Raw genomic sequence first — 25219 nt, 5'->3', positions numbered from 1 at the left:
CAAATTTTACTTTATTATATATAATCCTAAAATGTAGTGTCAATAAGACATACTCTACTTAGAAACAGGAAAAATTATCTCCCCTTTTCCGGAGAAGAAATAATCCCTTCTAGCAATCTTTAAAACGTACTCTTCATCATTCAACTTTTGAACTTCATCTTTTAGATTCTTTTCTTTTTTCGTTAATGAATTCAGTTCTTTTTTCATGTCCTTAACTTTTGCTTCTTTTGCTTTAATGGAACTGTTTTGTTGATAAAACGTCACACTAATACTAGCAATAATTGTAAAAGCAAAGACAAGAAAAACCGCTAAACGGCGATAAAGTCGCTTCCTGTTCTCATCCGTTTGTATTATATGTTCTTTAACAGGATTTGGACTCTGTTTTTCGATTGTTCTTTGTCTCAGTTCCCTCATTTCCGAGGTCCCCCTAACTTCTTTTTTATACGCTCCCATAATTGGAAGATATGTCCCTTCAATTTTGCTACATATTGCAGGAACCCTACATGCTTCATTATAAAAAGTTTAACACGATTAGGGAGAAGTTTCCATATGAGCGAAGCAATAAATCGAACAGGCGAGAAAAAAACTTTCCATATGAAAAGTAATATCCAAATCACCATTTTCCATAACACATGTCCAATTGAAAGCAGTATACGAAATAAGAATAATATAAATGCAATAAATAGCTGCGCTATAATAATAACAGGTTTTATCATGAGTAGCTGTATAATTCGAACAAAAAATTGTGTTGTTTGCACAAAAATATAGATGAGAAAATTTAACATCTTCATGTATAGTGCTTTCAATAAGCTTTGATATGCTGCAAAACCACATAGTAATGCCAAAAATACATATATACGTAGTTCGGCTTCATTCACACGCAGTAATACATAAAAAACGAATAATGCTTGGACAATCCAAAATAGTATATCCTGTATAAATACAAGCCAACGTTTACGCTCTTGGCGTTTTAAAAACCGTTGGTATGTATCTAAAGAAGCACCAATCCAAGCACCCATTCCAATCATTGAAAGCATTGTATACAACTGAATTGTTAGGCTCATTTAAACAACTTACTAAAGAAGCCTTTAGTTTTCTCCCCTTGGTTCTCATCAATATACAGCATTTCATGAACTTTCCCTTTAATTGATACAACACCCTTTTCTACATCTAAATTCTTCATTTGCAAATTTTGACCACGAATTGTTAAAAAACCCATTACAGTCTCAAGTAAAAACTCTTCGCTATCAAAACTCTCTACTTGCTTTACACCAGTAATATCGATTACACGCCTGCCACGCATGATAATATCATGCTCTACAGAAACATTTTGTTGATTAGAAGACATAGGTGAGTAACCATTATTCACGAAAATCCCCCCATAGCTTTATACTAGCTAATAGTAATGTATGAAGGGATAACCTATTTTAGAACAAGCCTTCTTCCGCTTTCACTTTTTCCTCACGAACGAGACTATACATGTTTGCTGCATCTTCTTTTTTAGTTGTTTCTTTCAATTCATTTACTTTCACAGTTACTATTTTTTGCCCGAAACGAATTGTTAATTCATCCTCTACCTTCACATCTGAACTCGCTTTTGCCACTTGGCCATTAATCGAAATTCTTCCTTGGTCAGACACTTCTTTTGCTAATGTTCTTCTTTTAATTAAACGTGATACTTTCAAAAATTTATCTAGACGCATATCAAATCCCCCTATTAACGCTCTGTTTGTTTTGCCTCTTCCCATAAAATATCTAACTGTTCTAATGATAAATCTTGCATTTCCTTATTCATTTCAGCTACTTTTGCTTCCATGTATAAAAATCGAGCCATAAATTTCTCATTAGTTGAACGTAACGCTTCTTCTGGATCTAATTTATAATGACGAGCTATATTAACAAATGCAAATAGTAAATCACCAAATTCACCTAACATCTTTTTCTCATCCATGTTTACAACTTCTTGTTGGAATTCTTGCCATTCTTCTAAGGCCTTCTCTATCATCGGCTGCACATCAACCCAATCAAATCCAACCTTTCCAGCTTTCTTCTGAATTTCATAAGCACGCATTAGCTGTGGCAAGCTTTTTGGAATACCCGCTAAAACAGATTCTTTCACGAATCCCTTTTCTTGTTTTTTAATTTCTTCCCAATTTGCAATCACTTCATCAGCATTATTTACATCCGTATTCCCAAACACATGCGGATGACGACGAACCATTTTCTCAGCTAAAGTCCGAATAATATCATCTATAGAGAACCAACCTTCATCCTCTCCAATTTGAGCATGAAGCATAACTTGTAATAATATATCACCCAGTTCTTCTACTAAATGATCATCATCCTCTTCATCAATTGCTTCTAGCACTTCATACGCTTCTTCAATTAAGTATTTCTTTAAAGATTGATGAGTTTGCTTTTTATCCCACGGGCAACCATTCGGTCCACGCAGTTCCGCAATAATTGCTCTAAGCACATCAAACTGCTGATACAAAGACGCACGTTCCTTAACCGGGGGTACATATACACTCGTTAAATTATTTAACTCCGTTTCATGATCTAACATGTATAACGGTACCTTTTTTACTTGCTCAAATGAAGTTCCTGCAGCTGTTACGATATACACTTCATAATCATCTGGCAACATCTCCATTAACATCAGTTTCACATCTGAAGCAACGAACGCATCATACACTTGGCAAAAGATTAAATGTTGACGTAATTCTAATTGTCCTCTTTCAAATGATGTAGCATCAATTAATTGGAATCCTTCAATCGGATCAATTTTTAGACTTGCAAACATTGGATCAAGGAAACTTTGTCCACCTTCAATTCGCACTTCAATATTTGCTACTTCTCCTTTTTCCAAAAGTAGCTGAACTGTTCTTTCTGCTACAAGCGGATGACCTGGAACAGCATAAATAATTTCTGCACCTTTCGCTTGTTCTAGCAATGTATTCGCGATTGTTTCATATACGATTTCAAATGTATCATGTGCCTCATATACATTATCAAAGGCTGTATACTTTATACCTTCTTGCTCCAATTCTTCTATAACTGGGTGTTCCTTCGTTCTAACAAACATATGGTCCGCTTCTTTTATCTTTCGATATACGCCCATCGTTAACTGATCTAACTCACCAGCACCTAATCCTAAAATAGTAATAATTCCACTCACAACCAGTCACCTCTATCCACTCTTCTTCAATGAACCTTCTTTTTTCTCTTGTTTCATAACGGTTCCTAATTCTTCTTTTGTAAATACACGTAATTTTAAAATTAAAAACATATATGCTAATCCGCCGATAGCTACACCTAACAGCGCTTCAAGCGTCGCAATCCCTCTATGTCCTGTATCAATTACTAATCCAGACATTCGCAATATACGCATAAAGATTATTAATACAAACCCCATACCGATACCACTAATAGCCACACCTAACATATTCCGCCTATCAATAAGCGGCTCCGATACAGCTCGCATAAGTAACACACTATTTAGCAAGGCAATTACAATAAGCGCAACTAAAGTTGCAATTGCAGCTCCCTTTACACCAAAATACGGCATTAATATATAGTTTAAAGCTAGCTTCAAACAACCTCCAAATACAACGAATATTGCTGGTTTTAATGTTTGTCCCACTCCTTGCAAAATAGAAGCAGTTGTAATTGACAATGAACTAAATAAAATAGATAAAGATAAAATCGATAACACATCTGATCCATCACTATTTTCAAACAACATAATATTCGTAGGTTGAATAATACAAGTTAATCCAATAGCAGCTGCAAATCCAATAACAAATGTTATTTTCATTGCTAACTTTACCTTTTCTTGAATAAATGAAAGATCTCCTCTTTCTTTCGCCGCTGTAATAATAGGAATAAGTGACAATGAGAAAGAAGTTGTCACAACAGTACCTAATTGCATAAGCGGGATACTTCTATCATAAACACCTTTTAGTACCTTCGCATTTTCAACTTGCTCTCCCGCACGAATAAGCAAAGTATAAAAGGAAATAGAATCCGCCATTTGTATAAAAATAAGGACTAAATTACTAACACAAATCGCTAATCCCTGCCAAAAAAGGATTCGAATAATCCTTTTTTTATCTCCAATTCTCTTCCAACTTTTAAAGAAAATCGCATGGAAATCATGACGCATATAAAGTAAAAGTACGATAATCCCAATAAGCCCACCTGCAATTGAACCTAGCATAGCACCCGCACCAACTGTATATAAATCAAATCCATGAGCAATAAGGAATAGTGATAAAAATACAATAATAGAAACACGAATCGCTTGTTCAATTACTTGCGAAACAGCCGTCGGCATCATATTATTGAATCCTTGAAAATATCCTCTCGCTACAGATAAAAATGGCATTAGTAGGAATGAAAACGAAATAACACGTAATAATTTATCTAAATGTATATCGCCCATAGCCGATGCAATTGTTTCGGCCCCAAAGAATAATGTGAAAAAACCTATAAATCCAATTCCCAATAAAAACCAAAAAGATACACAAATAATTTCTTCTGCTTCTTTTTGTTTTCCTCGTTCTAATCTTTCTGCGACCATTTTTGAAATAATAATGGGAAACCCATAAGTGGCTAAAATTAAACAAAATCCATAAAATGGATAAATTTGTTGGTAAATATAAAAACCAACATCACCCGCTATATTTTGATATGGAATACGGTAAAAAGCGCTTAATACCTTTGTAACAAAACTTGCGATTGTTAATATAATAGCCCCACGCCAAAAGGCTTGGTACTTCTTCGCTTCCATACAAGAAAACTCCTTTTTCTATTCTCACCCCTCGTATTATATCACAAAGAAAAACTGTCTCTCCTTCATATTCCTTACATTCACTGACTTCTTTCAACAGCAAAAATACTCAATGAAAAAAGGTAGCAAAGCGCTACCTTCATTCAATGCTTATATCTCCAAATAGTTAATTTCTCAAATAGAAATATCATAATTAGGAAAGATTGCTACTTATAGAAATTACACTTCACTACTGCTCCATTTGTTTCGCTAAAAAGCTTGCAGCTGTATTTACTGACTTATGCTCTACTTCACTTATAATAGCCTCTTTAGAGAAGATAACAACAGCTCCAATTGGATCCCCATTCGCAACAATCGGGCCAATTGTATAGGAGCTGACTTTTTCTGTTACTCCATCAATAATTGAAATTTCACTTTCATCTGTCATAATTACAGACTTGCGCTCTTCCATTGTCTTCTCAATTAAATCGCCAACACTTTTATTTAAGTATTCTTTTTTAGATACGCCTGCTACTGCGATAATAGAATCACGATCGCATACAAGCACATTATGTCCTAAGCTATCATATAAAGCTTCCGTATATTCTTTTGCAAAATTACCTAGTTCACTAATCGGAGAATATTTCTTTAAAATGACTTCTCCATCGCGATCAACAAATATTTCTAGTGGGTCCCCTTCTCGAATACGTAAAGTTCTACGAATTTCCTTTGGGATTACTACCCTGCCTAAATCATCAATTCGACGTACGATTCCAGTTGCTTTCATTCTAATGCTGCCTCACTTTCTACTGATGATCAAAGTGGTGAATTTACCTGTTCATGTAAAAATCACCAACTATTAAACATAGTATTTTACACATTAGTTCTTCTATGCACGTCGAATTGTATTTTTTATCTTATATTAGGCATTTATTACTTCTTTTTTTACATCTGGTAAGCCTTTTAATAAATTTTCAGCAATTGTTAACCATTTCGATGTCTCTAATCCATTCGTTTTCATCACAATTTTCAATTGTGACCCCTCCATACCAAGACCGATCATACGACCAAAACTACTTCCTAGCATGAATAATTTTCCACCATCTATATTTTGGCTCGCTTGTTCAGAAAACAGGAATGTTACTTCAAACTTATTTTGCTTAATTAACTCAATTTGTTCTTTCATCGCCAACACTTTAATGTTTGCAATTTGTAATAAATAACCAACTTCTTGTGGGTAATCACCAAATCTGTCGATCATCTCTTCCTGCAACTCTTCAATATCTTCAATTGCAGAAATACCTCTAAATTGTTTATACATCATAATTTTTTGTTTACTATCTGAAATATACGCATCCGGTAAATATGCATCTACTTCTAAATCAATTTCAACATTAACGGTATTTTCAACTCCATCTGTTCCTCTACGTTGCTCAATTGCATCTTTTAACATTTGAGAATATAGATCAAATCCGACAGAATCAATAAATCCATGTTGTTCTGCCCCTAACAGATTACCCGCACCACGAATTGATAAGTCTCTCATCGCAATTTTGAAACCAGATCCAAGCTCTGTAAACTCTTTAATTGCCTGCAGACGCCTCTCTGCAACTTCCGATAACACTTTATCACGTTTGTATGCAAAGTAGGCATACGCGACGCGATTAGAACGTCCAACACGCCCACGAAGCTGATACAACTGCGATAATCCCATACGATCTGCATCAAATACAATTAATGTATTTACATTCGGAATATCTACACCCGTCTCGATAATTGTTGTACTTACAAGAACATCATGCTGCCCTTCTAAAAACGATAGCATAACAGACTCTAATTCACCTTCATTCATTTTCCCATGTGCGTATGTTACACGAGCATCTGGAACTAACATCGAAATTTCATCTGCTTTTCTTTCAATATCCTCCACACGGTTATATAGGAAGTAAATTTGACCGCCTCTTGCCAACTCTCGCTCTATCGCTTCTCGCATTAACGCTGGATTATACTCTACTACATATGTTTGTACTGGGAAACGATTCTCTGGTGGTGTCTCAATAACAGATAAATCGCGCACACCAAGCATAGACATATGAAGTGTACGTGGAATCGGAGTTGCCGTTAATGTTAACACGTCAACATTTGCTTTCAATTGTTTAATTTTTTCTTTATGTGTAACGCCGAATCTTTGTTCTTCATCAATAATGAGAAGTCCTAAATCTTTATACGTAACATCTTTAGATAGAATACGATGCGTTCCGATTACAATATCTACCGTTCCATCTTTTAAACCTTTAATCGTTTCATTTTGTTGTTTTCGTGTGCGGAATCTACTTAGTAACCCTATATTAATCGGATAATCTTGAAAACGCTCTCGAATTGTTTCATAGTGTTGTTGTGCAAGGATTGTTGTCGGTACTAAAATCGCAACTTGTTTTTCATCCATAATTGCTTTAAATGCCGCACGAATAGCTACTTCAGTCTTTCCATATCCTACGTCGCCACAAAGAAGCCTATCCATCGGACGTCCGCGTTCCATATCTTTCTTAATCTCTTCAATAGAACGTAATTGATCCTCTGTCTCTTGATATGGGAAAGAAGATTCAAATTCCTGTTGTTCTGCCGTATCTGGTGTATATGCATAACCTTTCGAGGCTTCACGCTCGGCATATAATTTAATTAGGTCATCTGCAATGTCTTGTACAGATTTTTCAACTTTCGTTTTGACCTTCTTCCAATCATTTCCGCCTAATTTATAAACTTTTGGATCCTTACCTTCAGACCCTACGTATTTTTGCACTTGATCAATTTGTTCAATTGGAACGTATAACTTATCATTACCTTGATATTTAATATTTAAATAATCTTTATGAACACCATTAATCTCTAATGTCTCAATACCTAAAAATTTACCTATACCATGATTTACATGAACTACATGGTCTCCAACTTTTAATTCCGAATAACTTTTAATACGTTCAGCGTTAGATAACTTTTGCTTACGTTGTGATTTTTTAACCTTCTTATGAAAAAGCTCTTTTTCAGTAATGACAACAAACTTTTGCATCGGCATTTCAAAGCCTGCATGTAAATCACCTACAGCAATTTGTAACCTTCCAGGCAATAAGACATCTGTGGCCTCTACAATGTCTGCATCAATATCATAATCACTTAAAATATGTTGTAGTTTTTTTACACGTTCATCATCTGTTCCAAGCACAACGGTCGTAAAATGCCCTTCATTCCATCTATCAATTTCAGTTTTTAACAACTGCATCTGTCCGTGGAAATCTTGCATCGTTTTACATGTCACATTCACAATATTTTGAGGATGTGTGTGTGTTATATGGCGTAAGAATAACGTTAAATATACAAAACTTCTTTTTTTATTATGAAGAAACTCCTCAAATGAGTGAGAGAAAGATAAATCCTGAATAATTGTCCCTTCGCCAAGAAGTGAGATATACCATTCCGCTTCTTCTGTTTCAAGATGTGATGCTGTTTCTTGAATACGGGAAATCTCATCTAAAATTACAACACCGTTTTCTGGTAAATAATCTATCAGACTAGCAGGTTCTTTATAGAAAATAGATAAATATTTAAACATTTGTTCTATACTTTGCCCGTTTTTCAACATTTCAATTTCATGACTAACCGTCTCAAGCACAGCAGTCTTTAATTTATCATCGGAAAGCTTTTGCATCGTCTTAGTCAAACCTTCTTCAAGATGCTTAATTCCCGATTTCAATTCTTCCTGTGAAAATAAAAACTCTGTTGCCGGACCAAACCGAACACTTTCCCTTTTATCTTGAGAGCGCTGTTCTTCCACATCAAATAATCGAATAGAATCAACCTGTGTATCAAAGAATTCAATACGAAATGGTAATTCTTCAGTTAATGGGTAAATATCTAATATTCCCCCGCGCAAACTAAACTCTCCTGGGGCTTCTACCATCGACTTACGCTCGTAGCCAATGTGATGTAAGGTATGCAAGAGTGCATCTAAATCAATCTCTTGCCCTAGATTGATTTCAATTTGCCTTTGCTTCCATAATTCTTTTATTGGTAAAAACCTACGCAGCCCTGCAACTGGCGCTACAATAATCCCATTCTCTCCCGCAGCTAAGCGATTTAACACTTCAATACGCTGCGCCTTCAATTCTGGACTTGCAACACCAACTTCCGATGCTATCAATTCATTTACCGGATATAGCCAAACATCTTTTTCACCAAGTAACGCCACTAAATCTTCATGTATTTTTTGTGCTTGGTATAAATTGTGCGTCACAATAAGCTGTGATTGCTTTGTTTTTTTATATAAAGCTGCCATTAATAATGAACGAGAGGATGTTGCCATACCCGATACAAGTTGTTCTTTCAACCCATTTTCTAGCCCATTAATAACCGATTGTATTTCTTCATTTTTATAAAATTGCTCTAATAAACCTATCATTTTCAAAACTCCTCTCAACATAAAGAGCAAGTTACTATATTTTATGCAAATATTTTGGAAAAAGAAAACAGAAAAATGCTTTGGACATGCCAAAGCGACAACATTTTATTGCAGAAATTTTTCATATTCATAATACTCAGGATAAGATGCGAGTGTTTCTTGACACGATTCACAAATCGTTTTTATATATATATTTCCATTCTCATGAAAATGAATCATATCCACTACTTCTTGCTCTGTTAGTTGAAACAAAACGTCGCTATATACTTTTTCTGCGATAATGGAGCCCACATTACTTCCGCAATGTCTACAGTAATAATAACCTTCCATACTAGCCTCCTAAATATCCAATTGCTACTAGTATGGGATAAAACAAAATAAAATATTCCAGATTGTGCGCTTAACTATTAAAAGTATTCATGATTTGGAGAAAAGGTTTATTTAACCATTCCTCACATGCATCTGCTGCATTTTCAATGGATTGATTAACGCCAGATATTTCTTCAGATGTAAAACGTCCTAATACGTAATCCACTACTTTCATCCCATTTTTCGGACGATCGATTCCCATACGTATACGTTGAAATTCTTGTGTTCCTAAATGTGAAATTGTTGATTTCACACCATTATGTCCACCCGCACTACCTTTCATGCGAAGGCGTAACTTACCTACAGGAATATCTAAATCATCGTACATAACAATGAAGTCCTCAACATCAATTTTATAATAATCCATGAGCGGACGGATACTTTCCCCAGATAAATTCATATATGTAAGTGGCTTTAGTAAGATTACTTTTTCCCCATTAACAAAGCCTGCACCAAATACTCCTTTAAACTTTTGCTCATTCAAAGAAATACTCCAACGCTTTGCAAGTTCATCGATCGCCATAAATCCAATATTATGCCTTGTTAATTCATATTCTCTACCTGGGTTCCCAAGTCCTACTATTAATTTCATTCTTGTACCACTACTTTCTTTTTTCGATACGAAAAGACGTAACCAAGCTTGGTTACGTCTCATTCTATCCAATTAATTGAATAATACACTTACAGATTCTTCTTCGTATACACGAATGATTGCTTCTCCGATTAATGGAGCAACTGAAAGTTCATGTACTTTATCAATTTTCTTCTCTTCTGGTAATACGATAGAGTTCGTTACAACTAACTCTTTAATATTCGAATTTTGAATACGCTCAATTGCTGGGCCAGATAATACTGGGTGTGTACAGCAAGCATATACTTCAGAAGCACCGTTCTCAACAAGAGCGTTTGCCGCTAATGTAATTGTACCAGCTGTATCAATGATGTCATCAATTAAAATTGCTGTTTTGCCTTCGATGTTACCGATAATGTTCATTACCTCCGATACATTCGGACGAGGACGACGCTTATCAATAATAGCGATTGGCGCTTTTAGGCGATCCGCCATTTTTCTAGCACGCGTTACACCACCGTGATCAGGAGATACGATTACGATATCTTTAAGGCCTTTTGCTTCAAAGTAATCTGAAAGAATCGGTACACCCATTAAGTGGTCGATCGGGATATCAAAGAATCCTTGAATTTGTGGAGCATGTAAATCTAGAGTGATTACACGAGTTGCACCTGCTGTTTCAAGCAAGTTTGCTACAAGTTTCGATGTAATTGGTTCACGAGAACGCGCTTTACGGTCTTGACGCGCATAACCATAGTAAGGAATAACAATATTAATTGTTTTTGCAGATGCACGTTTCAATGCATCAATCATAATAAGCAATTCCATGATATGTTCGTTTACTGGGAAGCTTGTAGATTGAATAATGAATACATCGCAACCACGGATACTTTCTTCAATGTTAATTTGAACTTCTCCATCACTAAAACGATCAACAGAACATTTTCCTAGTCCTACTCCAATATGCTTTGCGATTTGCTCAGCAAGTTCCTTATTAGAGTTTAAAGAGAATACTTTCAAATTAGAATTTAGATATTGAGTCGACATCTAGATTAACCCTCCACATTATGATTTTTTCTTATTCAGCAATTGATCAACATAGTCTTCTTTGTTAACTTGACGTGCACGTGCTACTGATAATGCTTTTGATGGAACATTCTCTGTTATTGTAGAGCCTGCTGCCACATAAGCACCATCTTCAACTGTTACAGGAGCAACAAGGTTTGAATTACATCCAATAAATACCCCGTTACCAATTACAGTTTTAAATTTATTCTTGCCGTCGTAGTTCACCGTAATTGAACCACAACCAAGATTCACGTCTTCTCCAACTTGTGCATCCCCGATATAACTTAAGTGTGAAGCTTTACTTCTATTACCAAAAACAGTTTTTTTGATTTCTACGAAGTTTCCAACGCGCACTTCATCTCCAATAACTGAATCTGGGCGAATATGTGCAAATGGACCAACTGATACTTCTGTACCAAGTTTGCTGTCATGTACAGTAGATTGACGAATTACCGTACGATCTCCAATTTCACTATCGCGAATTACTGTATGCGGTCCAATTTCACAATCAGAACCAATTACAGTGTTCCCCTCAATAACCGTTCCTGGGTGAAGAACTGTATCACTACCAATAATTGCATCCGCAGAAATGTATGTGTTACTTGGATCAATAATTGTAACACCATTTACCATGTTCTTTCGGTTGATACGATTTTTCATAATAATTTCCGCTTGCGATAGAGCGACTCTGTCGTTAACACCTAACGTTTCATCGAAGTGCTCTGTTTGATAAGCTGATACAATATGACCTTCATTTTTTAAAATTTCAATAACGTCCGGAAGGTAATATTCGCCCTGTACATTATCATTTGAAACTTTAGAAAGTGAAGCAAATAAAGCTTTATTATCAAAACAATACGTACCTGTATTGATTTCTTTAATAGCTAATTCTTTTTCATTTGCATCCTTATGCTCAACAATCTTTTCAACATGACCATTCTCATTACGAACGATACGGCCATATCCAGCAGGCTCTTCTATGTACGCTGTTAGTACCGTCGCCATTGCTCCCGCTTCTTCGTGTTGCTGAAGCAATGCTTCCATCGTTTCAGCAGTTATTAGGGGTGTATCACCACAAATAACTAAAGTTGTTCCTTCTTCATTTGCAAGTACACTTGCAGCTTGATCGACAGCATGAGCTGTACCAAGTTGTTCTGCTTGTAATGCAAACTCACTTACGTTTCCTAGCTGTTCTTGTACCTTTTCAGCACCATGTCCAACGACTGTTACAAGTTTCTGCAATCCTAATTGAGATACTTCATTGACTACATGTTGTACCATTGGTTTTCCACATACAGGATGCAGCACTTTGTATAGCTTGGACTTCATACGTGTGCCTTTACCTGCAGCTAGAATCACTGCAAATCTGTTTGACATATAGACCCTCCATCGCAACCTATTTATCCATTAACGATATTATCCTAAATCATCATATATTTCAAGAAACACATTATAACTATTAAATTTTACCATAATTCTTATAAGATGTTTTACTCTTTAGTATCTTTTTTAAGGAATAAGCTATACTATTTTAAATGATTTTGAAAAAATTAGAAGTTTTTCATCTTTATTTTTTCAAAATATGAATTTTACAATTAGAAACGTGTATTATTCAAAAAAAAAACAAACTCCTGTAAATGCTTACAGGAGTTTGCTACAAAATTATAAGACTTTCTTTCAAAAGCCCTTTTCATTCGAATTTTACGAAGCGCCTGCTTCTTCAAACTCAACCTCTTCTAACTCGCCTAAACGGTGATACTCTGTTAAAACCGCATCTTGAATTTTAGAGCGTGTATTAGAATTAATTGGATGTGCAATGTCACGGAATTCTCCATCTGGAGTACGTTTACTTGGCATTGCTACAAATAATCCATTATTACCATCAATTACACGAATATCATGAACAACAAATTCATGGTCTAGAGTAATAGAGGCAATTGCTCTCATGCGGCCTTCTGTGTTTACGCGGCGTAATCTTACGTCAGTCACTTCCATCTTGTGTTCACCACCCTTTTCTAAATAAGCGATATATTTGTATAAATTCCACAAAATTTCTATTTTCCCTTTAATTTTTTAAAAATTTTTAAGATAAAAATTTTTAAGTTAGTTGAATATAAGGATTAGTAGAGGTTATCGCTTACAAAGAGTTACTTAACTAGGGCAATTACTTCGATTTCAACAGAAACATCTTTCGGTAATTTTGCCACTTGTACACAAGAACGCGCTGGTTTATGAGTAGAGAAATAAGAACCGTATACTTCATTAACAGCATTAAAATCATCCATATCCTTTAAGAATACTGTTGTTTTTACCACTGTATCAAATGAAGCACCTGCTTCTGCTAATACCGCTTGTAAATTTTCAAATACTTGCTCTGTTTGTACTGTTACATCTCCTGTTACAAGTTCTCCACTTGCCGTTAACGGAATTTGTCCTGAACTATAGAACATATTATTCACAATAATCCCTTGTGAATATGGTCCGATTGCCTGTGGTGCTTTGCTTGTTTGAACAACTTTCATACTTTTCACCCTTTTATTATTTATTTTTACTCTTTAAAAATAGTGTACCAAAGGCAGTTTGTCCATCTATTTTGTAATTTATAAATAGGAATAAAAAAAGGTAAAGCTATCTGCTTTACCTTTTTACTCAGCCTCTACAAGCCCTTTATCAAATGGTGCAAGTGAATAATTTCCCTTTTCCACTTGAATCGCTTTTTCTTTCACATCAACTTCTGACAGACGAATTAATGATACAAAGTTATTAATAAGTCTTTCTTCAATATCCGTAGACTCTACTAATACGCCAATTCCAACAACATTAGCTTTAAACTCTTCTAGCATGCTCATCATGCCCTGAATGGTTCCGCCAGCTTTCATAAAGTCATCAATAATTAAAACATTGGATCCTTCTGGAAGGCTACGCTTTGCTAAAGTCATCGTTTGGATTCGCTTAGAGGAACCTGATACATAGTTAATACTAACAGTGGGTCCTTCTGTTACCTTATTATCTTTTCTCGCAATTACTACCGGTACATCTAAGTAGTTCGCTACTGCATAAGCAAGCGGAATTCCTTTTGTCGCTACCGTCATAACCGCATCAATTGGTTGCCTAGCAAAAACAGAAGCAAATAAACGACCTGCGCCATTAATCTGGCGAGGATTACTTAAAAGATCCGTCATATATAAGTAACCGCCAGGCAAAATACGGTCTGGGTTTTCAAATAAGCTACAAAGCTCATTAATAATCAGATTTGCCTCTTCTTCACTTATATAGGGAATATATTTCACTCCTCCTGCTGCTCCTGGTATCGTTTGCAATGTGCCGACCCCTTGTTGTTCAAACGTTTGCTTAATAATAACTAGATCTTCACTAATGGAAGATTTAGCCGATTGATACCTTTCAGCAAAAAAAGTGAGAGAAACTAGCTGACGAGGATTTTGTAGCAAGTAATAAGTCATATCGACCAATCTTGTACTTCGTCTAATTTTCATACTCTCACCTCAAATCACGAATATTCTAAACAAATCATACCGTATTATACGTCTTTATTCAAGCGTTTCTCGCTCTCCTAATAAACGAACTGCATATACTTGTTCGCAAAATCCTTTTAAACCGTTATATATACGATGCATTCGCGAATCATGGTGTACAAGACCAAATACAGTTGGGCCACTTCCACTCATTAATACGGCATCCGCACCAAATCGTTTCATCTGCGCCTTAATACGTGCAACCTCAGGATGCATCACAAACGTCACATCTTCTAAAACGTTACCAACAGTATCACAAATCCCTTTATAGTCCCCGTCATTAATGACTTCAACCATTTTATCTACATTTGGATGTGTAACACGATTTAATTTTAAATTCCCATACACATCAGCAGTAGATACACCAATGTGGGGCTTTGCTAAAATAACCCAACAGGAAGGTGGAGTCTTTATATGTTCAATTTTCTCTCCTCTTCCAGTGGCAATTGCAGTTCCGCCATATACACAGAACGATACATCTGATCCAATTTCTGCGCCAAGCTCTGCTAATTCCTTAATTGTAAGCCCTAAATCCCATAACCTATTAAGGCCACGTAATGTCGCTGCTGCATCACTACTTCCACCTGCTAATCCAGCTGCTACTGGAATCGTTTTTTCAATAGTAATAGATACACCTTTTTTCACATTAAACTTCTCTTTTAATAATTTCGCTGCTTGATAAGCTAAGTTGCGTTGGTCGTCTGGGACATACCGATTATGAGACAAAATTTCAATACGATCTTCTGCTAATTCCATTAGCTCTAAACGATCTGCTAAGTCGATTGTTGTCATAATCATTTTCACTTCATGATATCCATCTTGTCTTTTTCCCAGTACATCTAACGACAGATTAATCTTTGCTGGTGCTTTCACTAGTAGCTTCAATCTATTCACCCACTCTATGTACTCAATCTTTTATCGTTTATTTTACCACAAATTTATAGTAAGACGATGACACTTCCCTAATTATAACGAAAAGCATTCAGAATGAAACTACTTATGTCAAATGATGGCACCTTTTAGCGTGCAAAAAGCCGAGGAATCTCTCCTCGGCTACCGCAGCATAGAAAGTATCTTACAACTACTGGTTTTGTTTCATTAATTGCTGTTCTGCAATTTCTATAGCACGTTTCACCATATTACCAGCATCTTTCGCACGAATTCCGCCCCATCCTTCTTTCTGAACAACATCATAAAAGCCAAGCTCTTTTGCAAGCTCTTCTTTAAATTGATTTGACATGACTCCTCTTCGTCTACTCAATGCAGAGTCCCTCCTTATTTTGCTACGGTATAATTAGTATGCAAAATAATATAGCTTTTCATTTATGGGAATATATGTAACAAACAACACATTAATTATAAAATGCTTCATTATGAGGTTCATCGTAAAATGTTAACTCTACTGTCTCTGTTAAAACATCTGCATAACTATAAGATACACGTTGCAATGCATCTTCTTGCTGATCTAACTGTACAACAAACACCGAACGATACGTTTCTGCAAGTACACCCGATTGCTCCACAGTTTTTCTTCTTCCACTATTCGCCTTTAATACAAGTCGCTGTCCAAGATGGTGATCTAATTCGCTTTTAATTTCATCTAAACGTTTTGACATATACCTTGCTACACCTCGCTGTAATTTAGATTGAACACTTAAAACACGATATATCTATCCCAATTATTAACCGCAATTTACAGACAATATTATTATAAAAGCATCATGCGTTCGAATAGATAGAAGAAATACTATATTGTACAAGTATCATTGTATAGTCTGCACATTCTTGTCGCTTTTTATCCAGATTCATTTAAATCATTTCCACATAAAAAAGCAAGATACGTATGTACCTTGCTCATTCATCATAATGTTGAAAAGGTAATCCCGTTCGTAAAATCCCTCTTGTTTCAATTCCGCCTAGTCCCTTTTCACCAGTAATTGTATTACGCACAACGTCCCATACATTGACTCTTTCCATAAATGAGGTGAAACTAACTTTGCCAACTACATATACCGGATCTAGCGCATGAATATTAATTCTAGACGGTGAACTAGCAAAATTAGCACCTGCTCGAATCAACGCCTCAAAGTGTGATTGACAAGCCCCAGCAAAAATAACGAGTTGATCTAATGATGGATACTTTTTCCGCACTTCTCGAACAGCCTGTACAAAATGTCTAGAATGTCTATATGCTGCCAAATCTCCCATAACTCCTTTTGACTTTGTATAGGCATCATGTCCTGTAATAACTAAAATGTCTGGGCGAAAATGATCTATTAAGTCTACTACCTTTTCATGCATCTCCGTTTCCTTACAATGAATACCTTGAACAGGAACGCCTATTTTATTATATAAATCTAAGCACTTGCGCAAATATAAAGGATCTCCATCTATATGCAATACACGCCCTGGCATTTGAAAATAATTCACTTCACTTGTATATCCACCAGTTGAATTATGTTCATGTCTTTGTTTCATCAACACGTAATCTTGCTGAAACAACCGGTAAGTACGCTCCATCGTTTCTTTTTCACGCTTCACTCTATTTTTATGTTCTCGTTGATCTATACTAACTAAATCTGCAAGTGGTGCATCCGCCACAAGTCTAATTTCCTCTCCAAATAATATTGCCATATCGCCTTTTATTTCTATAATACGAAAAAGAATATCCCTATTATGAGAATATCGTTCAACTAATTCTCCAACATGTAAAGCCATTCTCCTACCTCCAAACTCGTTAGGCCATCTTACCTGTTTTTAAAGTATGAATTTAGGAAAGGAAAGGTGACAAAAGGGACAGCTCAAGTTGAACTGTCCCTTTCATATTCTTATGACAATTTATGAAGAATTAATGCATTACTTAATGTTGCAAACTCTTCGATAGATAGCGTTTCGCCTCTTCGCTTCGGATCAATTCCTACCTCTGTTAAAATTCGATCCAACAGCTCTTTATCTTTCGGGAAACCATTTAAATTATTTGATAAGTTATTCATTAAAGTTTTACGACGCTGTGCGAAACTTGCTCGTACTACTTCAAAGAAGAAAGTTTCATCTGTCACTTCTACAACTGGTTTAGGACGCTTTAGAAGACGGATAATCGCAGAATCAACATTTGGTTGTGGCACAAACACTGTACGCGGTACAGTCATAACTGTTTCTACCTCTGTATAATACTGAATGGCAATTGATAAAGAACCATACTCTTTCGTTCCTGGTTTAGCAGCTAAACGATCCCCAACTTCTTTTTGCATCATAACAACAAATCCACGAACCGGTAATTTTTCTTCAAGCAATTTAAATAAAATTGGCGTTGTAATATAGTATGGTAAGTTAGCTACTACCATTACATCTTGCCCTTCTTCAAATTGCTCACTAAACACTTCATGTACATCTGCTTTTAGTACATCTTTATTTATAACTGTAACGTTGCTATATGGAGCTAACGTCTCGTCTAAAATTGGTAATAATCTCTGATCAATTTCAAAAGCCACTACTTTTTTAGCACGCTTCGCCAATTGCTCTGTTAACGCACCGATACCTGGTCCAATTTCAATTGCGCCACTTTCTGAACCGATTTCTGCGTGATCAACGATACGATTTAATACATTTGTATCAATTAAAAAATTTTGTCCTAAACTTTTTTTGAATGAAAATCCATACTTTTCAACAATGTCTTTCGTACGATTTGGTGTTGCGATATCCTTCATTTTTTTTCCTCCTGTATTACTTGCTTATAAGCTTCTGCAAATGATTCCTTTGAAACTTGAAACATTTGTAAACGTTTATGTAACTGTTTTGCGTTTGTATAACCAATCTTTAATAGCTTACCCACTCTTTCTCTGCGACTCTTTGCCATTTCTCCGCCCACTAAGCCCGCATCGACTAGATCACTCCAACTAATTTCACTTGTGTAAGCTTCCATTTCTTCATGTATATTCTCTAAAGCACGGCGAATCGACTCATTAGAAGCATGTTCGATTCCAACGCCTTTCTTCCTTTTCGCAAGTGCTTCTTCCTTCGGTAAAAAAGCATGCTTACATCCAGGAACCTTGTCAGAAATAATCTTTCGAATACGCTCTCCAGGATAATCTGGATCTGTGAAAATAATAACGCCTCGTTTTTGCTGCGCTAATTTAACTTGCTCAATAACATGATCACCGATTGCTGAACCGTTCGTTTCGATTGTATCTCCATCAACAGCACGTTTAATCGCAACTGTATCATCTTTACCTTCTACAACGATAATCTCTTTAATTTTCATACTTGCCTCCACACTCGTTTCATCTCTACTTAGTAAAACAAAAAAATGACGACTTTTCCATTATTATTTTCCCAATCTTACATTTTAAAAAGTAGAAGAGAAAAATCTTTGTTCACTATCCTTATTGTAACACTTCTATCTCCATCTTAATTTATCCGCAATATTTCTAAACTTATGTTATGAGTAAATAGTGGGTTCTTATCATTTCTATTATCTCTCTTCTCAAAAAACAAAAAAAGAATGGGACTCCCCATTCTTTTTTATTCAACACCAAATAAGGCTTTGGCATTCTTTGTTGTTATTTGTGCTACTTCGTCATAAGAAATTCCTTTTAAATTCGCAATTTCTTCTGCTACCAGTTTTACATAACTCGGTTCATTTCGTTTCCCTCGAAATGGATGTGGTGTTAAATATGGACAATCTGTCTCTATCAATAATTTTTCTAACGGAATCTCCATAGCAACTTCTTTCGGTTTCTTGGCATTTTTAAATGTTACTGGCCCACCTAATGAAATTAAAAAGTTCATATCGACACATCGCTGCGCTACTTCTACACTACCGCTAAAGCAATGCATAATGCCTCCTACTTCAGCTGCATTCTCTTCCTCTAGGATATCAACAATATCTTGAGTTGCATCGCGATTATGTATAATAATCGGTAATTTCACCTTTTTCGCTAATGCAATTTGTTTACGGAATACTTCCTTCTGTATTTCTTTTGGAGACTTATCCCAGTGATAATCTAATCCCATTTCTCCAATTGCAACTACTTTAGGGTGGGCAGCTAATTCTTCTAACCAAGCTAAATGTTCTTCATTCATGTCGATTGCATCAACGGGATGCCATCCAACTGCAGCGTAAATAAAATCATAGGCCTCTGCTAATTCAATGGCTTTCTTTATCGTTACTTCATCAAATCCAACAACAACTGTATAGGTAACTCCCGCTTCTTTCATCCTCGCGATAACTTCCGGTAAATCTTCTTCAAATTGCTCTGCATTTAAATGTGAATGTGTATCAAACAACATAATAAATAACTCCTTTTATATTGAAATCAATTCTCTCATAGAAAACTACGCTCTTTCTAACTAAACGATAACAATACTACAATTTTAATGCAAAAAAAGGGGATGTAAAAAGAAAAAAGACGCTTCACCAATGTTACACGTGAAACATCTCTTTTCTTGTCTCAATTACTTGATTTTTGTACCGTTTGGTAAATTTTGGTCAATTGATGCTAATGACAATACGCCATTCTCTTCACCTGCTAAAATCATACCTTGTGATAATTCACCACGTAATTTTACAGGTTTTAAATTCGTTACACAAATAACCTTTTTACCTTTTAGTTCTTCTGGGGAATAGAATTTAGCAATACCAGAAACCACTTGACGCTTCTCTGTACCTAAATCAAGCTGAATTTTTAACAACTTATCTGCTTTTTTCACAGGTTCAGCAGATATTACTTCAGCTACTCGTAATTCTACTTTAAAGAAATCATCAATTGTAATTTCTTCTGCCTTTGGTTCTTCTGCTTTTTTCTCTTCTACTTTAGGAGCAGAACCTTGCATTTGTTCTTTAATATACCCCACTTCTACTTCCATTTCCAAACGAGGGAAAATAGGGTTTCCTTTTTCTACTTTTGTTCCAGCTGGGATACATCCAATTGTAGATAGGCTTTCCCAAGATTTATGCGCCTCTTCAGTAAGGCCAAGTTGAGCAAACATCTTACTTGGTGCTACTGTTAGGAATGGCATAAGCATAATACCTGTTTGACGAAGTACCTCAGCTAAGTGGGCCATTACAGACGCAAGTTTTTCACGATCATTCTCATCCTTCGCTAATACCCATGGCTGCGTTTCATCAATATATTTGTTCGTACGGCTAACTAATTGCCAAATAGAACTTAACGCTACAGAGAACTCCATATTCTCCATTGCCTCTTCTACTTTTTTCAATGTATCTTGGGCAAATGTCACTAGCGTTTCATCGAACTCAGTTACATTTGCTTTAAATGCAGGGATTTCCCCGTTAAAGTATTTATCAATCATAGCTACTGTACGATTTAATAAGTTACCTAAATCATTCGCTAAATCAAAGTTGATTCGTTCAACAAATCCTTCTGGTGTGAATACTCCATCAGATCCAAATGGAACTTCGCGAAGTAAGTAGTAACGCAATGCATCTAATCCGTAACGATCAATTAGTGTAACTGGATCTACTACGTTTCCTTTTGACTTACTCATTTTTCCATCCTTCATTAAAATCCAGCCATGAGCAAAGACTTTCTTCGGAAGTGGTAAATCTAAAGCCATTAAAATAATTGGCCAATAAATTGTATGGAAACGAACGATTTCTTTCCCAACTAAATGGACATCTGCTGGCCAGAATTTTTTATACTTCTCTTCATTTTCTGTTCCATATCCTAATGCAGTAATGTAATTAGACAACGCGTCTACCCATACGTAAATAACGTGTTTGGGGTTACCTGGAACACGAACTCCCCAGTCAAATGAAGTACGAGAAACAGCTAAATCTTCTAATCCTGGTTTAATGAAGTTATTAATCATTTCATTTTTACGGGACTCCGGCTGGATGAAATGAGGGTTATCTTCATAGAACTTTAATAGTCGGTCTACATATTTACCCATTCTAAAGAAATACGATTCTTCGCGAACAAGTTCTACAGCGTGACCACTATCTGGGCTTTTTCCACCAACTACTTTGTCACCTTCCATAATTGGATCTACTAATTGATGCGCTGTATAGAATGTTTCATCTTGTACAGAATACCAACCTTCATATTCATCAAGATAAATATCACCTTGATCTACTAGCTGCTTGAAGATTTTCTCAACAACATCTTTATGACGATCTTCAGTTGTACGAATAAAATCATCATAAGAGATATCCATCTTCTCCCAAAGTTCTTTAATCCCTGATACAATGTTATTCACATATGCTTGTGGTGTAACATTTAGTTCTTCTGCTTTCTTTTGGATCTTCTGTCCATGCTCATCAGTTCCTGTTAAATAATGAACATTGTATCCTTGCATACGCTTATATCGTGCCATCGCATCTCCTGCTACCGTCGTATAAGCATGTCCAATGTGTAACTTTCCACTTGGATAATAAATTGGGGTAGTAATATAAAAGGACTTATTTTCCTCTTTCATCGTTTTGGACCTCCCGAATAACCTCATATGTATTTATAAACAGTATATCAAAAACTCACATATAAAAACGAGTTAATGCTCGATATCTTTATCATCTATTACTCATATTCAAAAAAATATACAATATTTTTTTCCAAAAGGTATAAACATTATAAAAATAATACGAAACAATTATAGAAATGACTCACATTCTATTATATATAAGAAGTATAAAAATCTATAAATCTTTTTTAAAAATATAGAATTTAAGAATTGACGGAAATGTAAATGATTGGTATCATATGTCCATAGGGTATTTTGTCGAAAAATGACGAATCAAAAAATAGACTCGAAACTTATAAACTATTTATTTAGGAGGAAAAGAATTATGAAATCTACTGGTATCGTTCGTAAAGTTGATGAATTAGGTCGTGTAGTAATTCCAATCGAATTACGCCGTACTTTAGGTATTGCAGAAAAGGATGCTCTTGAAATCTATGTTGATGACGAGAAAATCATCTTAAAGAAATATAAACCAAACATGACTTGCCAAGTAACTGGTGAAGTATCTGATGGTAACCTATCTTTAGCTGAAGGTAAAATTATCTTAAGCAAAGAAGGCGCTGAACAAGTCTTAAACGAACTTCAAGATTATATCGAAACAGCAAAATAAGCTTCTCAATTATGAGAAGCTTATTTTTTATCAACATGATAGATTTGATATACGTCTCGTTTCGACAAATCTCGGTCTTTAGCGACTGTTTTTATCGCTTCTTTTGAATTCATACCTTTTTCATTTATATAATGTTCAATGTGATTATATACTGAAATAGCTTCCCACCATTGTTCTTCTGGAACAGCTTCTTCTGTTGAACCTGCTACTAAAATACAAAACTCACCACGAACTTCATTTTGCTTCGTCCACTCAATTGCTTCTTCAATTGTTCCACGAATAAACTCTTCAAATTTTTTCGTTAGCTCACGACATAATACGATTTCCCTATTTCCTAATACTTCTTGCATAGAGATTAAGGTGTCATCTAAACGATGCGGTGCCTCGTAAAACATCATTGTAGTTGGAATATAGCGTAGTTTTTCTAATTCAAGCTTGCGTCCCTTTTTATTTCTTTGCAGGAAACCATAGAAATAAAAATGTTTTGTCTCAAGTCCTGATGCAATTAATGCTGTAAGAGCCGCATTTGCCCCAGGAAGCGGAATAACATGATATTGTTCTGCTACAGCCTCTACAACGATATCATAACCAGGATCTGAAATACATGGCATACCAGCATCGCTCACAATGGCTACAGTCTTACCTTCTTCTAACTTATCTAAAATTTTCCGTCCACTTACTCCTTTATTATGCTCATGATAACTCATAACTGGTGTTTCAATTTCAAAGTAATTACAAAGTTTCTTCGTTTGCCTTGTATCTTCCGCAGCAATAATGTCTGCCTCTTTTAAAATTCGGATTGCACGAAATGTCATATCCTCTAAATTTCCGATTGGAGTCGGTACTAAATATAAAACTCCCTTTTCATTTTGCTGAAAGCTTTTTTGCTGCCACATAGCGTTCTCCTTTTTGCATATATTCTTCTTTTTGTTTCCTCGTTAACTGTTTAAAGTGATATTCAGCTTGCATAGCCGTTCGTTTATCCTCATGATCCTCTACATATTTCAAAACAACTGGAAGCCTAGCACGTGTATATCTAGCACCTTTTCCACTATTATGGGTCTGAATCCGTTTTTCTATATGATTTGTATATCCAGCATAATAACTTCCATCAGAACACTCCACCACATAAAAACAATGCTTATTCTTCTCCATATAAAATTGAACGAAGCTCCTTTGTATATTCGTTGTTTTCTTCATATACAAAAAGAGGTGGTAAGATTTTTAAATCTGCATTCCCATCCTTAATTCCTTCAATTAACAATGTATTCGCTTCTTTACCAGCCTTAGGATAAACAAATCGCACACGTTTCGGTTCGATTTTGTATTTACGCATTAATGTGACGATGTCGAGCAAACGACCTGGACGATGTACAAATGCTACTTTCCCACCCTGTTTCACTAACTGGCTACTTGCATATACAACATCCTCTAATGTGCACATAATTTCATGACGAGCTATCGCTAAATGTTCATTGATATTCTTCTCAGAAGTTTGTGGTGTTTGAAAATAAGGAGGATTACATGTTACAACATCATATTGATGACGTCCAAGTTTCTCCGGCATATCTTTCAAATCTCCATGGATTAAATGAATTCTTTCTTCTAAATTATTGCATTGAACGCTTCTTATTCCCATATCATATAAGCGCTCTTGAATTTCTACACCTGTAATTTTCCCTTTTGTTCTTGTACTTAATAAAAGAGGGATAACTGCGTTACCTGTACACAAATCAAGTAAATTACCTTTTTGAATTGGCACCCAAGCAAAATTTGCAAGTAAAACAGCATCCAAAGAAAAATTAAATACTGATGGACTTTGTACAATCTTCATATCTTGCGCTAATAAATAATCTAAACGCTCATCTTCATATAAATTCATATATTGCTCCCTTTCTTACACTTAACCTACCCTATTTCATCCTCTATTAATGTGAAAATAAATTTCATTCTACTCTCATGTATAAAAAATTACCTTTCCAATTATATTGGAAAGGTAATCTCACTTTTTATTTAAAAATGACAGACAGAATAAACAATCTCCCTCTTTACGTACACTTCCATAATGTAGATTACAAATATGAAAACCTTCTTGATATAGTCTTGCTAGGTTATCGTAGCCTTCACCAATATCTGTCTTCGCCTTCATTTCTTTGCGTTTTTGAGTTTTTTGTTTTTCCTTGTTCTGCACTTCTTCAAAACGATGTCGCAAATTTTCATTTTCCATTTTTATATGTTGGTTTTCTTCCAATAATTCTGCAAGATGTTGTTTTAATTCTCCCAACTGTTTGTATAAATGTCCAATTTGCTCTTCCATACTAGAAACCGATGCAAAAATATCCTTTTTCTCCACAAGCACCCACCT

The 25219-nt window shown here is 35.4% G+C and carries 28 protein-coding genes; 1 reads left to right on the top strand and 27 read right to left on the bottom strand.

Features of this window, described 5'->3' with window-relative positions; translation table 11 throughout:
• Window positions 1-54: 54 nt before the first annotated feature.
• The 23 genes from divIC to metG all read right to left on the bottom strand — a co-directional run bounded on the left by divIC (window position 55) and on the right by metG (window position 22202).
• Window positions 55-414: a cell division protein DivIC gene (gene divIC / locus EXW56_RS00335; protein WP_002107302.1), complete on the bottom strand. Its 360-nt coding sequence runs from the start codon at window positions 412-414 to the stop codon at window positions 55-57.
• On the bottom strand, window positions 411-1064 hold the full coding sequence (yabQ, locus tag EXW56_RS00330; protein WP_002107301.1) for a spore cortex biosynthesis protein YabQ: 654 nt from the start codon (window positions 1062-1064) through the stop codon (window positions 411-413). Before yabQ ends, divIC begins: the two co-directional genes overlap by 4 nt.
• Window positions 1061-1369 (bottom strand): sporulation protein YabP, encoded by a 309-nt coding sequence (gene yabP / locus EXW56_RS00325; protein WP_001059101.1) that lies wholly within the window; start codon window positions 1367-1369, stop codon window positions 1061-1063. The genes yabQ and yabP overlap by 4 nt, the downstream gene beginning before the upstream one ends.
• 58 nt (window positions 1370-1427) lie before the next feature.
• Complete coding sequence (locus EXW56_RS00320) at window positions 1428-1703, bottom strand: RNA-binding S4 domain-containing protein (RefSeq protein ID WP_002009677.1); 276 nt, start codon at window positions 1701-1703, stop codon at window positions 1428-1430.
• Window positions 1704-1717: 14 nt separating this feature from the next.
• Complete coding sequence (gene mazG, locus EXW56_RS00315) at window positions 1718-3178, bottom strand: bifunctional methyltransferase/pyrophosphohydrolase YabN (RefSeq protein ID WP_070138646.1); 1461 nt, start codon at window positions 3176-3178, stop codon at window positions 1718-1720.
• A 12-nt stretch (window positions 3179-3190) separates the two neighbouring features.
• Window positions 3191-4792, bottom strand: coding sequence for a putative polysaccharide biosynthesis protein (locus EXW56_RS00310; RefSeq protein WP_002107299.1), 1602 nt, complete (start codon window positions 4790-4792; stop codon window positions 3191-3193).
• 229 nt (window positions 4793-5021) lie between these two features.
• The gene (gene spoVT, locus EXW56_RS00305) at window positions 5022-5558 is read right to left on the bottom strand and encodes a stage V sporulation protein T (RefSeq protein ID WP_000648312.1); all 537 of its coding nucleotides are present in this window, start codon (window positions 5556-5558) and stop codon (window positions 5022-5024) included.
• 135 nt (window positions 5559-5693) lie between these two features.
• A complete protein-coding gene (mfd, locus tag EXW56_RS00300) occupies window positions 5694-9224 on the bottom strand; it encodes a transcription-repair coupling factor (protein ID WP_002107298.1) in 3531 nt (1176 codons plus the stop codon).
• 105 nt (window positions 9225-9329) lie between these two features.
• The gene (locus EXW56_RS00295) at window positions 9330-9554 is read right to left on the bottom strand and encodes an anti-sigma-F factor Fin family protein (protein WP_002091576.1); all 225 of its coding nucleotides are present in this window, start codon (window positions 9552-9554) and stop codon (window positions 9330-9332) included.
• Window positions 9555-9624: 70 nt separating this feature from the next.
• Window positions 9625-10185: an aminoacyl-tRNA hydrolase gene (pth, locus tag EXW56_RS00290; protein ID WP_002144538.1), complete on the bottom strand. Its 561-nt coding sequence runs from the start codon at window positions 10183-10185 to the stop codon at window positions 9625-9627.
• A gap of 72 nt (window positions 10186-10257) precedes the next feature.
• Window positions 10258-11211 carry a ribose-phosphate diphosphokinase gene (locus EXW56_RS00285; protein ID WP_002091580.1) on the bottom strand — a complete coding sequence of 318 codons (954 nt, stop codon included), beginning with the start codon at window positions 11209-11211 and terminating at the stop codon, window positions 10258-10260.
• A gap of 18 nt (window positions 11212-11229) precedes the next feature.
• Window positions 11230-12609, bottom strand: a complete 1380-nt coding sequence (glmU, locus tag EXW56_RS00280; protein WP_002091584.1) for a bifunctional UDP-N-acetylglucosamine diphosphorylase/glucosamine-1-phosphate N-acetyltransferase GlmU — start codon at window positions 12607-12609, stop codon at window positions 11230-11232.
• A 324-nt stretch (window positions 12610-12933) separates the two neighbouring features.
• Window positions 12934-13227 carry a septation regulator SpoVG gene (gene spoVG, locus EXW56_RS00275; protein ID WP_000454042.1) on the bottom strand — a complete coding sequence of 98 codons (294 nt, stop codon included), beginning with the start codon at window positions 13225-13227 and terminating at the stop codon, window positions 12934-12936.
• A gap of 152 nt (window positions 13228-13379) precedes the next feature.
• Window positions 13380-13754 (bottom strand): RidA family protein, encoded by a 375-nt coding sequence (locus EXW56_RS00270; RefSeq protein WP_000869819.1) that lies wholly within the window; start codon window positions 13752-13754, stop codon window positions 13380-13382.
• 123 nt (window positions 13755-13877) lie between these two features.
• Window positions 13878-14726, bottom strand: coding sequence for a pur operon repressor (purR, locus tag EXW56_RS00265; protein ID WP_002107297.1), 849 nt, complete (start codon window positions 14724-14726; stop codon window positions 13878-13880).
• A 54-nt stretch (window positions 14727-14780) separates the two neighbouring features.
• On the bottom strand, window positions 14781-15650 hold the full coding sequence (gene ispE, locus EXW56_RS00260) for a 4-(cytidine 5'-diphospho)-2-C-methyl-D-erythritol kinase (protein WP_141558735.1): 870 nt from the start codon (window positions 15648-15650) through the stop codon (window positions 14781-14783).
• 196 nt (window positions 15651-15846) lie between these two features.
• Entirely contained in the window at window positions 15847-16026 is a 180-nt protein-coding gene (gene sspF / locus EXW56_RS00255; protein ID WP_001985066.1) for an acid-soluble spore protein SspF, read from the bottom strand.
• 91 nt (window positions 16027-16117) lie between these two features.
• The gene (veg, locus tag EXW56_RS00250; protein ID WP_002107294.1) at window positions 16118-16381 is read right to left on the bottom strand and encodes a biofilm formation stimulator Veg; all 264 of its coding nucleotides are present in this window, start codon (window positions 16379-16381) and stop codon (window positions 16118-16120) included.
• 238 nt (window positions 16382-16619) lie between these two features.
• On the bottom strand, window positions 16620-17483 hold the full coding sequence (gene yabG / locus EXW56_RS00245) for a sporulation peptidase YabG (RefSeq protein ID WP_002107293.1): 864 nt from the start codon (window positions 17481-17483) through the stop codon (window positions 16620-16622).
• Between the two features lie 110 nt (window positions 17484-17593).
• On the bottom strand, window positions 17594-18472 hold the full coding sequence (rsmA, locus tag EXW56_RS00240) for a 16S rRNA (adenine(1518)-N(6)/adenine(1519)-N(6))-dimethyltransferase RsmA (RefSeq protein ID WP_002091590.1): 879 nt from the start codon (window positions 18470-18472) through the stop codon (window positions 17594-17596).
• A complete protein-coding gene (gene rnmV / locus EXW56_RS00235; RefSeq protein WP_002107292.1) occupies window positions 18469-19026 on the bottom strand; it encodes a ribonuclease M5 in 558 nt (185 codons plus the stop codon). Before rnmV ends, rsmA begins: the two co-directional genes overlap by 4 nt.
• Window positions 19027-19286: 260 nt before the next feature.
• Window positions 19287-20054 (bottom strand): TatD family hydrolase, encoded by a 768-nt coding sequence (locus EXW56_RS00230; protein ID WP_002107291.1) that lies wholly within the window; start codon window positions 20052-20054, stop codon window positions 19287-19289.
• Window positions 20055-20219: 165 nt separating this feature from the next.
• Window positions 20220-22202: a methionine--tRNA ligase gene (gene metG / locus EXW56_RS00225; RefSeq protein WP_252197277.1), complete on the bottom strand. Its 1983-nt coding sequence runs from the start codon at window positions 22200-22202 to the stop codon at window positions 20220-20222.
• 367 nt (window positions 22203-22569) lie between these two features.
• On the opposite strand from metG, the gene EXW56_RS00220 reads away from it, so the two are divergent.
• A complete protein-coding gene (locus EXW56_RS00220; protein WP_000843037.1) occupies window positions 22570-22854 on the top strand; it encodes a transition state genes transcriptional regulator AbrB in 285 nt (94 codons plus the stop codon).
• 20 nt (window positions 22855-22874) lie between these two features.
• On the opposite strand, the gene rsmI is transcribed toward EXW56_RS00220, so the two are convergent.
• The 4 genes from rsmI to yabA all read right to left on the bottom strand — a co-directional run bounded on the left by rsmI (window position 22875) and on the right by yabA (window position 25207).
• Window positions 22875-23750, bottom strand: coding sequence for a 16S rRNA (cytidine(1402)-2'-O)-methyltransferase (gene rsmI, locus EXW56_RS00215; RefSeq protein WP_002107288.1), 876 nt, complete (start codon window positions 23748-23750; stop codon window positions 22875-22877).
• Window positions 23719-24009, bottom strand: coding sequence for a GIY-YIG nuclease family protein (locus EXW56_RS00210; protein ID WP_002124512.1), 291 nt, complete (start codon window positions 24007-24009; stop codon window positions 23719-23721). The genes rsmI and EXW56_RS00210 overlap by 32 nt, the downstream gene beginning before the upstream one ends.
• A complete protein-coding gene (locus EXW56_RS00205; RefSeq protein ID WP_002107286.1) occupies window positions 23996-24736 on the bottom strand; it encodes a tRNA1(Val) (adenine(37)-N6)-methyltransferase in 741 nt (246 codons plus the stop codon). Before EXW56_RS00205 ends, EXW56_RS00210 begins: the two co-directional genes overlap by 14 nt.
• Window positions 24737-24856: 120 nt before the next feature.
• Entirely contained in the window at window positions 24857-25207 is a 351-nt protein-coding gene (gene yabA, locus EXW56_RS00200; RefSeq protein WP_002009639.1) for a DNA replication initiation control protein YabA, read from the bottom strand.
• Window positions 25208-25219 lie beyond the last annotated feature (12 nt).

The sequence above is a fragment of the Bacillus mycoides genome (genome assembly GCF_018742245.1).
GTDB lineage: Bacteria > Bacillota > Bacilli > Bacillales > Bacillaceae_G > Bacillus_A > Bacillus_A cereus_U.
Note: the sequence above shows the minus strand (reverse complement) of the source record. Positions and strands in the feature narration are given on the sequence as shown.

Bases quoted from the DNA above. Each gene is read 5' to 3' on its own strand.
- EXW56_RS00285 (WP_002091580.1), bottom strand. From the start codon at position 11,211: ATGTCGACTCAATATCTAAATTCTAATTTGAAAGTATTCTCTTTAAAC.
- EXW56_RS00320 (WP_002009677.1), bottom strand. From the start codon at position 1,703: ATGCGTCTAGATAAATTTTTGAAAGTATCACGTTTAATTAAAAGAAGA.
- spoVT (WP_000648312.1), bottom strand. From the start codon at position 5,558: ATGAAAGCAACTGGAATCGTACGTCGAATTGATGATTTAGGCAGGGTA.
- divIC (WP_002107302.1), bottom strand. From the start codon at position 414: ATGAGGGAACTGAGACAAAGAACAATCGAAAAACAGAGTCCAAATCCT.
- metG (WP_252197277.1), bottom strand. From the start codon at position 22,202: ATGAAAGAGGAAAATAAGTCCTTTTATATTACTACCCCAATTTATTAT.
- EXW56_RS00295 (WP_002091576.1), bottom strand. From the start codon at position 9,554: ATGGAAGGTTATTATTACTGTAGACATTGCGGAAGTAATGTGGGCTCC.
- rnmV (WP_002107292.1), bottom strand. From the start codon at position 19,026: ATGAAAATTAAAGAGATTATCGTTGTAGAAGGTAAAGATGATACAGTT.
- pth (WP_002144538.1), bottom strand. From the start codon at position 10,185: ATGAAATTAATAGTAGGACTTGGGAACCCAGGTAGAGAATATGAATTA.
- rsmI (WP_002107288.1), bottom strand. From the start codon at position 23,750: ATGTGGCAGCAAAAAAGCTTTCAGCAAAATGAAAAGGGAGTTTTATAT.
- EXW56_RS00205 (WP_002107286.1), bottom strand. From the start codon at position 24,736: ATGAATTTATATGAAGATGAGCGTTTAGATTATTTATTAGCGCAAGAT.
- veg (WP_002107294.1), bottom strand. From the start codon at position 16,381: ATGTCAAAACGTTTAGATGAAATTAAAAGCGAATTAGATCACCATCTT.
- yabG (WP_002107293.1), bottom strand. From the start codon at position 17,483: ATGGCTTTACATGTTGGAGAATTAGTTGAACGATATTCTCATAATAGG.
- EXW56_RS00270 (WP_000869819.1), bottom strand. From the start codon at position 13,754: ATGAAAGTTGTTCAAACAAGCAAAGCACCACAGGCAATCGGACCATAT.
- purR (WP_002107297.1), bottom strand. From the start codon at position 14,726: ATGAAAATTAGACGAAGTACAAGATTGGTCGATATGACTTATTACTTG.
- EXW56_RS00210 (WP_002124512.1), bottom strand. From the start codon at position 24,009: ATGGAGAAGAATAAGCATTGTTTTTATGTGGTGGAGTGTTCTGATGGA.
- glmU (WP_002091584.1), bottom strand. From the start codon at position 12,609: ATGTCAAACAGATTTGCAGTGATTCTAGCTGCAGGTAAAGGCACACGT.
- mfd (WP_002107298.1), bottom strand. From the start codon at position 9,224: ATGATAGGTTTATTAGAGCAATTTTATAAAAATGAAGAAATACAATCG.
- EXW56_RS00310 (WP_002107299.1), bottom strand. From the start codon at position 4,792: ATGGAAGCGAAGAAGTACCAAGCCTTTTGGCGTGGGGCTATTATATTA.
- EXW56_RS00230 (WP_002107291.1), bottom strand. From the start codon at position 20,054: ATGTTGTTTGATACACATTCACATTTAAATGCAGAGCAATTTGAAGAA.
- yabQ (WP_002107301.1), bottom strand. From the start codon at position 1,064: ATGAGCCTAACAATTCAGTTGTATACAATGCTTTCAATGATTGGAATG.
- spoVG (WP_000454042.1), bottom strand. From the start codon at position 13,227: ATGGAAGTGACTGACGTAAGATTACGCCGCGTAAACACAGAAGGCCGC.
- rsmA (WP_002091590.1), bottom strand. From the start codon at position 18,472: ATGAAGGATATCGCAACACCAAATCGTACGAAAGACATTGTTGAAAAG.
- EXW56_RS00220 (WP_000843037.1), top strand. From the start codon at position 22,570: ATGAAATCTACTGGTATCGTTCGTAAAGTTGATGAATTAGGTCGTGTA.